The organism is Streptomyces sp. OR43 (genome assembly GCF_008042275.1).
Lineage (GTDB): Bacteria > Actinomycetota > Actinomycetes > Streptomycetales > Streptomycetaceae > Streptomyces.
Genome location: NZ_RDBK01000008.1, coordinates 716,138 through 725,478 on the forward strand (window position 1 = coordinate 716,138; position 9,341 = coordinate 725,478).

The window sequence follows — 9,341 nt, forward strand, 5'->3', positions numbered from 1 at the left end:
CGGCGGCACCATGGCCCTGCGCTGGAACCGCACCTCCACSGCCCCGCACAACGGCGGCACCGTCATCGCCCCCACCACACCCACGAAGACCGGACGCTGGCACCAACTCCACACCGGAACCCTCGATTTCCGCACCTTCGGCCACTTCGACACCAGCACCCCCGCCGACAACGCCCTCGACGCCCTCGTCAACGACCCCGACGTCCACCGCATCGAAGCCCACACCGACCTCCTCTTCACCCGACGCCACCTCTTCGACCGCTCGAACATCGAACTCGACTTCGGCGGCCACCACCTCCACACCACCGGCATCGAGAAGAACACCCACGACAACCCCTTCGGCGCCGTCCTCTCCTTCCGCGGCACCCCCACCGACACCACCGTCACACACCCGCTCTCCGGCAAGGTCATCGAACTCACCGACACCTTCCCGGTCCCCGACGCCAAGGCGTTCGCCGTCGGCCAGTGGTGGGCGGTGCGGGTCGACCCGGTCGCGGGCGGCGGTGGTGACGAGCGCGAACTGCAGAAGCTGGTCGAGATCACCGAGATCGTCGACGCGGGCCACATCCGGATCGGCTACCTCAACGGCTGGGAACTCGCCGAGGGCCGCACCCTCACCTGGACCCGCGTCGAGCCCGTCCGCAACACCCACATCCGCAACATGCTCTTCGAGGGCGCGGGACCCGACGAGTACACCGGCTCCCACCCCGTCAGCTTCGAGTACGCCGTGGGCTGCGACGTCTCCGGCATCCACGCCACCGGTACCTTCTGGCCGGTCATCATGCGCCGCTGGTGTACCCGCTTCCGTACCGAGGACTGCTCCCTGAAGAACCCGCCCACCGTCGAGTACGGCGGCGCGGGCTACCTCACCCAGCAGATCTACTGCCTGTACGGGCGGGTCGCCGACTGCACCACCAGCAATGTGCGCCACCTCAACGACCTCACCGCCTCGGCCTACTGCACCGTCGTGAACTGCCACGGCGACGGCGACGACGCGGGCGGCAACCCCTTCACCACCCACGGCCAGTACGAGCACGACCTGCTCTTCGACGGCAACTCCGGACTGATGGACATCGCCAACTCCGGTGCGCAGTGGGGGATATCCGCCAAGCGGATCACCGTACGCAGACATGTGTGCTCCTGGTTCACCGCCAACACGAAGATCACCGAGCTGACCCTGGAGGACGTCACGGTGATCGCGCGCCCCACCTTCGACCAGGCCGGCACCCTCACCGTGAACGCCGACGGTGCCCAGGTGCGCGGCTGCACCGCGAAGACCTTCGCCGTCGCCCAGCGCTCCGCCCGCTCCGGCCGGCCGACCACCATCAGCGACTGCACCTTCGAACCGCCCGCCGGCGCGGTCCTCGTCCAGACACCGGTCACGGCTCCCGTCCACTTCGTACGCTGCACGTTCCAGGGCGTCGACGGCGCGATCCTGCGGGGCGCGGGCCCCGTCCACTTCACCGACTGCACCCTCACCGGCGCCCAGAACGCGGCCCCGCTGTCCGTCGGTTCCGCGGACCTGCGCATCGACGGCGGTACGTTCGACGACACCGGCATCGAGCTCAGCGGCGTGCGCGACCAGCGGATCACCGTGACCGGTGGGGCCAGGTTCACCGGCAGCAACAAGGCCGCCGTCCTGCTCGGCCGCGCGTCCGGCCCGGGCGGGACGACCTGGGAGATCACCGGACTCAGCAGCAGGGCCACCGGAGCCGGCACCGCCCACATCCGCATCGCCGACGGCACGAACCACTACGCGGCCACCGGCAGCCGCTTCACCGGCGGCACCCTCCATCTCGCCCCCGACGCCCTCGCCTCGGTCCTGCACACCGCGTGCGTCGAGGACGGCACCCGGCGCAGCGCCATGCCTCCGGCCGGCGACACGGTGCGCACGGACGGGAACCTCGTCCTGTGAACGCCGTCGTCCGCACCACGACCGCCGCCGACGACCCGGCCCTGGCCGCCCTGTGGCGCCGCTGCTTCGTCGCCCCGCACCTCTCCGACCTGCACGCCCTCGACCCCGAACGCCATCGCCACACTTTCGTCGCCGAGAACGCCGAAGGCGACGGGATCGACGCCGTCGTCGTCTACGTGCCGAGGCTGATCCGCGACGCCTCGGGTGCCCCGCAGCGCGTCGGCGGCATCGGGAGCGTCGCCACCCGCCCGGAGGCTCGGGGCAGAGGGCTGATCAGGCTGCTGCTCGCGGCGGCGGAGCGCACCATGAGCGCCGAACAGTGCGCGTGGTCCCTGCTGTTCACCGGCACGCCCGGTGTCTACCGGAGCTCGGGCTGGGAGGAGTTCACGCGTTCGTACACCGAAGGGGCCCTCGCCCGCTCGACCGGACCCGCAGCCTTCCCGGTCCGCGAGGCGGCCCCCGACGACGCCGCGGAGGTGGCCGCACTGCACCACGCGTACAACGCGCGCCGGCCGCTCACCTCGCTGCGCGAACCCGGTGACTGGGCGGTGCGGGTGCCCGCCTGGTACGGTCCCGCCGAACGGCCGCTCGTGACGGTGGACCCCGTCTCCGGGGCGCTCACCGGCTGGATCGTGGCGCAGCACCTCGCGGACTGCGTGGAGGTGCGGGAGTTCGCGGGCGAGGCCGACTGCCTGGGGCCCCTGCTCGGGGCCGTCGGTTCGCGCGCCCGGGCGGCGGGGATCAGCCGGGCCCGGGTCCCTGGACTCCCCGAGATGGAGGGAGCCCTTCCCCGCCTGCTGACCGACGCCCGTCGGGTGACCGAGCACACGGGGATGGCACGGCCGTTGCACGCCGCGGCCGCCTCCGTGCGCGCCACGGTCACGGCGCCGGGTGCGGTCCACTGGTACGGCGACTGCTTCTGAGTGCCGCGGCTGCGGGGAACCGGCGGCCGGGCCCGGTCAGCGGCAGGGAGTGAGCAGGCAGCGGCCGACCAGCCCCGCCCCCGCGTCCAGCCGCTGCCCGAACTCCGCGGCCAGCAGCGGCACATCGCGCAGCCTCCACAGCACCCGGGCCGCCGACCAGGAGGCCTCGCAGGCGCGCTCCAGATTCCAGCTGCCCACCAGATGGGTGAGCGGATCGGTGACCTCCAGACTCTCCGGATCCGGCATCAGCTCCTCGCCGATGCGCTCCTCCAGCATCAGCAGCAGACCGCCCGCCCCGTCGAACTCCTCCTCCAGGTCGGCCGGGGCGCAGTGGAGCGTACGGCAGGCGTCGACGACGGCGAGCGCGAGATCGTGGCCGGCCTGCGCGTTCAGACCCGCGAGCGCGAACTGCACCGGCCGTACACCGGGGTGGCGCCGGTACTGGAACAGCGGACGCCAGCAGTCCGGCGTCCGCTGCCCGGCCACCGTCGGGTCGACAGCGGCCAGATACCGTTCGGCCAGGCGTTCCGCCAGCACCCCGGACACGGCCCCGCCCTGCGTATCGAGGACGGCGAGACAGACCCGGTGGAAGACGGCGATCCCGTCCTCGCCGCGGCCCGCCGACGGCCGGAACGAGCGCATCCGCGCGGTCACCGTGCCCGTGCCGGTCCGTGCGCCCTCGGCGCCCGGACCGTCCACGACTTGCTCCAACTGCTCGAACTGCGCCATGGGGGCAGCGTCCCAGCCATAGGCTCGCCGTGGCACCCGGGAGCCGTCGGTTCATCGGAATGGGGTAACGACGGCAGCACCGCCGGGGCCGGGGAGGGGAACGAGAAGTGTCGGGCGCACGCATACAACGCCGGGTCGCACGGAGGGAGTTCAAGGAACGCAGCCGCCGTGTTCGCCGGCAGGTCATGGCGGTCGTCGCCTCGGCCGTGGTGGCCGCGGGGACGGCGGCGGGAGTGATCTCCGCCGTCGCGGGGGAGGAGGAGCGGACCACCGCCCGCCCCGACACCACGGCGTCGCCGACCGCGGCGCCCCTGCCCGCCGTACCGAGCCCGACGCCGGCCTCGCCCCGCCCGTCCGCCACGGCGCCCACCGCCTCCCGTACGCCCGGCCCGCCGAAGAAGCCGGCGTCGGTGGCGTCCCGCGGTGCGGCGGCTGCCCCGCCCGACGGCCGGCTCTACCGCCACCCCGCCTCTCAGGTCCTGGACTGGGTCGCCGCCCACCACGACGACCCGCGGCGCCCTCTGATCGAGACGCGGATCGCGGCGCAGCCCGCCGCCGTCTGGTTCGCCGCCTACAACCCGGGGGCCGTCACCGGCCAGGTCAGGTCGGTCACCGCGGCCGCGGCCCGGGCGGGCCGCACGCCGGTGCTGGTGCCGTACGCCATTCCCGACCGGGACTGCGGAGGGGCGTCCCAGGGCGGGGCACCCGGCCTCGCGGCGTACGACGCGTGGATCCGGGAGTTCGCGGCGGGACTCGGCGGCGCGCCGGTCATCGTGATCCTGGAACCCGACGCCATCGCACTTGCCGACTGCCTCTCGTCCGGCGACCGCGCGGCCCGCTACGCCTCACTGGCCCGGGCCGGCCGCACCCTGCACGCGGCCAATCCGAACGCCCGGGTCTACTTCGACGGCGGCCACTCCGGCTGGCACGCGGCCGCGAAACAGGCCGCGGCGCTCCGGGCGGCGGGCGCGGCCGGCAGCGGCGACGGCATCTTCACTAACGTGTCGAACTTCCACCGCACCGCCGACGAGGCCGCCTACGCCCGCCGGGTGCTGGCCGCACTCGGCGGCCCGGCCCGGCTCGGTGCCGTCATCGACACCAGCCGCAACGGGAACGGACCGCCCGAGGCGGGCGCCTGGTGCGATCCGTCGGGCCGTGCGCTCGGCCGGGCCCCGACGACCGACACGGGGGAGTCCCGTATCGACGCGTACCTGTGGGTGAAACTGCCCGGCGAGTCCGACGGCTGCAAGGGCGCGGCGGGCTCCTTCACCCCGGACTACGCCTACCAGCTGGCCACCGGCTGACGGGATCAGGCGCCGGGGGCCGGCGGCTCCTCGTCGTACGCGGACGTACCGGAGTCCAGCAGGGGCTCCTGCGTCTTCAGATGGGCCGGGGCGAAGGCCCGCAGCACGTGGTATCCCGTGATGACGACGATGGTGCCGAGCGCGATGCCGCTGAGCTCGAAGTTGTCGGAGATCTTCAGGCTGACCCCGCCGACGCCGATGATGATGCCCGCAGCGGCCGGCACCAGGTTCAGCGGGTTGCGCAGGTCGACCTTGGCGTTGAGCCAGATCTGGGCGCCGAGCAGCCCGATCATGCCGTACAGGATCACGGTGATGCCGCCGAGCACACCGCCGGGGATGGCGGCGACGACCGCACCGAACTTGGGGCACAGACCGAACAGCAGGGCGAAGCAGGCGGCGGCCCAGTAGGCGGCGGTGGAGTACACGCGGGTCGCGGCCATCACGCCGATGTTCTCGGAGTACGTCGTGTTCGGCGGGCCGCCCGCGGCGGTCGACAGCATCGAGGCGGCGCCGTCGGCGGCGATCGCGGTGCCCAGCTTGCCGTCGAGGGAACGGCCGGTCATCTCGCCGACGGCCTTCACATGGCCGGCGTTCTCGGCGATCAGCGCGATGACGACGGGCAGCGCGACCAGGATCGCGGACCATTCGAAACTCGGGGCGTGGAACGACGGCAGACCGACCCAGTCGGCCTTCGAGACCCCCGAGAGATCCAGCCGCCAGTGGTCCACGGCCTCCGCACCGCCCGCCGGAGAGTGGATCTTCCCGAAGATCCGGTCCAGGACCCAGGACAGGACATACCCGAAGACGAGGCCGAGGAAGATCGCGATACGCGAGAAGAACCCGCGCAGACATACCACGGCCAGGCCGGTGAACAGCATGACCAGCAGCGCCGTCCACTGGTCCTGCGGCCAGTACGTCGACGCGGTGACCGGAGCCAGGTTGAACCCGATCAGCATGACGACCGCGCCCGTCACCACGGGAGGCATGGCCGCGTGGATGATCCGGGCGCCGAAGCGCTGCACCGCGAGACCGGCGAGGAAGAGCACCGCGCCGACCACGAACACGGCGCCGGTGACGACGGCACTGCTGCCGCCACTGGCCCGGATCGTCGCGGCGACACCGACGAAGGAGAGCGAACAGCCCAGATAGCTGGGCACCTGCCCGCGCGTGGCCAGCAGAAAGATGGCCGTGGCGACACCCGACATCATGATCGCCAGGTTCGGGTCCAGCCCCATGAGCACCGGCGCGACGAACGACGCGCCGAACATCGCGACCACGTGCTGGGCGCCGAGCCCGAAGGTCCGGGGCCAGGTGAGCCGCTCGTCGGGGCGGACCACCGCGCCCGGTGCGGGCGTCTTCCCGTCGCCGTGCAAGGTCCAGCGCACGCCGAGGCCGCCCATGGTTGCTCCCTGTGTGTAGATGCGGGCCCGGTGCCTCGTCGGGCACGGCGCCACCGCGGAAAAGATCAGCGCCATGTTAGTGCCGGAACGGCAGGGACTCTCGGCCGGGGACCGGCCCGCCGCGCCTCAGGGACGCGGCTCGGCCGCCGCCCTGCCCACGACGCCGGCCTCCGAGGAGGCGACGGTCTTGCGGTCCGCGCCCCGCAGCACCCCGGCGCCGAGCACCAGCCCGAACGCCAGCACCGACACCACACCGAACGAGACGACCAGCGAGGTGGCCTCGGCCAGCGAGCCGATGGCCGACGGGGCGATGAGCCCCGAGGTGTACGTGATCGTGGCGACGCCGGCGATCGCCTGGCTCGGGTTCGGGCCGCTGCGCCCGGCCGCCGCGAAGGCGAGCGGCACGACCACGGCGATCCCGAGGCCCATCAGCCCGAAACCGGACATCGCCAGGGCCGCGTTCGGGGCGGTGACCACCATGACCCCGCCGGCCGTCGCGAGAACGCCGCCGGTCCGCACGGTCCGCACCGCGCCGAAGCGGTCGACGATCCGGTCGCCGGCGATCCGGGCGATGGCCATGGTCAGGGCGAACGCGGTCGTCGACGCGGCCGCCAGCCCGGCCGAACTGTCCAGTACGTCACGCAGGTAGACCGCCGACCAGTCCAGGCTGGCGCCCTCGGCGAAGACCGCGCAGAAGCCCACCGCGCCGATGATCAGGGCCGACTTGGGCGGCAGGGCGAAGCGCGGCGGCGGCTCCTGGTCCGGTTCGCTGTGCAGGTCCAGTACCCGCTGGCAGGCGATCAGGCCCAGGACGGTGAGGACGAGCGCGACGAGCGTGTGGTGCAGCCGTGCGTCGGCCCCCAGATGGGCGGCCACCGTGCCCGCCGCCGAACCGATGAGGGCGCCGACGCTCCACATCCCGTGCAGCCCGGACATGATCGACTTGTCGAGCCGGTTCTCCACCTCGACACCGAGCGCGTTCATCGCCACGTCCGACATTCCGGCGGACGCCCCGTACACGAACAGCGCCGCGCACAGTGTCAGCAGGTTCGGGGCCAGGGCGGGCAGGATCAACGCCAGGGTCCACAGGGCCAGCAGTCCGCGCAACGCGGTCCTGGCGCCGAACCGGTGGCTGACCGTACCGGCGAGCGGCATCGCGAGCGAGGCGCCGATCGCGGGGAAGGCCAGGGCGATGCCGAGCTGACCGGCGCTGACCCCGGCGTGGTCCTGGATCCAGGGCACCCGGGTGGCGAAGCTGCCGGTCACCGCGCCGTGCACGGTGAAGACGGCGGCGATGGCGTACCTGGCCCGCCGCACCTCCTGTGTGCCGAAGCCCGTAGCCGTCGAATCCGTAGTCATACCGCCCTGCCCTCCCCTGGGGATGTCCGTGTGGTTCGAGACGCTCCCCGGCGTCCTTCTCCACGATGCGGGCAGTAAACTATCAGGAACCCTGCCTGATAAATAGACCACCCGGTCCCGCCCGCGACAGTGATCTGGAAGGATCCCGGCATGCCCGCATCACCGAGCACCGCCCGGGCCATCAACGACCGGCTCGCCCTGCGCCTGCTCCAGCAGGACGGTCCGCTGACGGCCACGCAGTTGAAGACCCTGACCGGGCTCTCCCGGCCCACCGTCGCCGACCTGGTCGAACGGCTCCAGGGCGCGGGACTGATCGAGGTGGTCGGCGAGACCGGGGCCGAGCGCCGTGGGCCCAACGCCCGGCTCTACGGCATCGTCGCCGACCGCGCTCATCTGGCCGGCCTCGACGTACGCACCGACAGCGTCGCCGTCGTCGTCGCCGACCTACTGGGCGTGACCCTCGCCGAGGCGACCCTGCCCATCGGCAGCGACACCGCGGTCGACGACGCCGTCGAACAGGCCGTCGCCCTCCTGGAACGCACGGCGCGCGCGGCCGGAACGGCGCCCCTGCACAGCGTCGGCATCGGCGCCCCGGGCCTCATCGACCCGGTCACCGGTGAGCTGCGGGACACCACCGGCCTGCCCGCCTGGCACCGCCGGCTGGTGGCAGCGCTCCAGCAGCGTCTGCCGGCGACCGTTCTCGTGGAGAACGAGACCAATCTCGCCGCCCTCGCCGAACACCGGGTCGGAGCCGCCCGTGACCACGACACGTTCGTCCTGCTCTGGCTGGGCCACGGCGTCGGGGCGGCCGTCATGCTGGACGGGAAGCTGCGCCGCGGCGCCTCGGGCGGGGCGGGCGAGATCGGGTTCCTGCCGGTACCCGGCACGATAGGGACCCCGTCGGCCGTCAACTGTGACGGCGGCTTCCACTCCCTGGTGGGCTCGGCGCCGCTCGTCGAACTGGCCACCGCCCATGGCATCACCGCACCCGCGGGAGGCCGGGAGCCCGGCGGCGCGGTCGCCCTGCGCGCGGCCCTGGCGGGGGAGGGCGACAGCGAGACCTTCCTGGACAGCCTCGCCGACCGGCTCGCTCTCGGCGTCGCCGCCGTCGCCTCGGTCCTCGACCCGGGCTGCGTCCTGCTCTCGGGCGAGGTCGGCCATGCGGGCGGCGACGCGCTGGCCGCCCGGGTCGAGGAACGCCTCGCCAAGCTGTCCCCGCTGCGCACCGAGATCAGGGCCGGCCTGCTGGGCGGCACCGCGGTCCTGCGCGGCGCGGTACTGACGGCCCGGGAGGCGGCCCAGGACGCGTTGTTCACCCCGGGAGCGTGACCCTTGGGCGGGRGGCAGTGGGGTCCCCGGGGATGCGGGTCCCCGCAGGTGCGGGGTTCCGTCCTCAAMCGCCGGACGGGCTTGGGGTGGCGGGCCYCCCGTGGGGTGCGCGTCACGTCCGGTGGTGGGGGTCCGGGGCCCCTCCGGGGAGATCTCCTCGGACGCCGCACGTTCCGCCGGTWCGTGAAGGACCCGGGTCGATGTGCGTCGTCCTGCGGGGACTCCCCTGCACGGCCCCGGACCGGCCGCCTCGCGTCTGCGACAGTCGTCACTCCGGTGTGCGGACGTGGCTGATGCCGGGTGGGGGCGTGCAGGGGAGTCCCCGCAGGAAATGGCGTACGACCCGGGTCGTCTGCGTACCCGGGTGAATACGCCAGTTCCG

At 73.1% G+C, this 9,341-nt stretch carries 7 protein-coding genes; 4 read left to right on the forward strand and 3 right to left on the reverse strand.

What is annotated here, in order from left to right; all coding sequences use genetic code 11:
* Together EAO72_RS07270 and EAO72_RS07275 are read left to right on the forward strand one after the other, a co-directional pair.
* Nucleotides 1-1,915: peptidase C14 (locus tag EAO72_RS07270; protein ID WP_315986291.1), on the forward strand; the 1,915-nt coding region annotated here is incomplete at its 5' end.
* The gene (locus tag EAO72_RS07275; RefSeq protein WP_187284947.1) at nt 1,912-2,838 is read left to right on the forward strand and encodes a GNAT family N-acetyltransferase; all 927 of its coding nucleotides are present in this window, start codon (nt 1,912-1,914) and stop codon (nt 2,836-2,838) included. The genes EAO72_RS07270 and EAO72_RS07275, both read left to right, overlap by 4 nt.
* A gap of 36 nt (nt 2,839-2,874) precedes the next feature.
* Here the strand turns inward: EAO72_RS07275 and EAO72_RS07280 are convergent, their stop codons facing one another.
* Entirely contained in the window at nt 2,875-3,567 is a 693-nt protein-coding gene (locus tag EAO72_RS07280) for a DUF5995 family protein (protein ID WP_222724068.1), read from the reverse strand.
* 107 nt (nt 3,568-3,674) lie between these two features.
* Here EAO72_RS07280 and EAO72_RS07285 point away from each other — a divergent pair, with 107 nt between their 5' ends.
* The gene (locus EAO72_RS07285; RefSeq protein WP_410090104.1) at nt 3,675-4,871 is read left to right on the forward strand and encodes a glycoside hydrolase family 6 protein; all 1,197 of its coding nucleotides are present in this window, start codon (nt 3,675-3,677) and stop codon (nt 4,869-4,871) included.
* Nucleotides 4,872-4,876: 5 nt separating this feature from the next.
* On the opposite strand, the gene EAO72_RS07290 is transcribed toward EAO72_RS07285, so the two are convergent.
* Nucleotides 4,877-6,271, reverse strand: a complete 1,395-nt coding sequence (locus tag EAO72_RS07290) for a uracil-xanthine permease family protein (RefSeq protein WP_148016342.1) — start codon at nt 6,269-6,271, stop codon at nt 4,877-4,879.
* Between the two features lie 126 nt (nt 6,272-6,397).
* The gene (locus tag EAO72_RS07295; protein ID WP_148016343.1) at nt 6,398-7,630 is read right to left on the reverse strand and encodes an MFS transporter; all 1,233 of its coding nucleotides are present in this window, start codon (nt 7,628-7,630) and stop codon (nt 6,398-6,400) included.
* A gap of 150 nt (nt 7,631-7,780) precedes the next feature.
* Here EAO72_RS07295 and EAO72_RS07300 point away from each other — a divergent pair, with 150 nt between their 5' ends.
* Entirely contained in the window at nt 7,781-8,959 is a 1,179-nt protein-coding gene (locus EAO72_RS07300; protein ID WP_148016344.1) for an ROK family transcriptional regulator, read from the forward strand.
* The last annotated feature ends 382 nt before the right edge of the window (nt 8,960-9,341 follow it).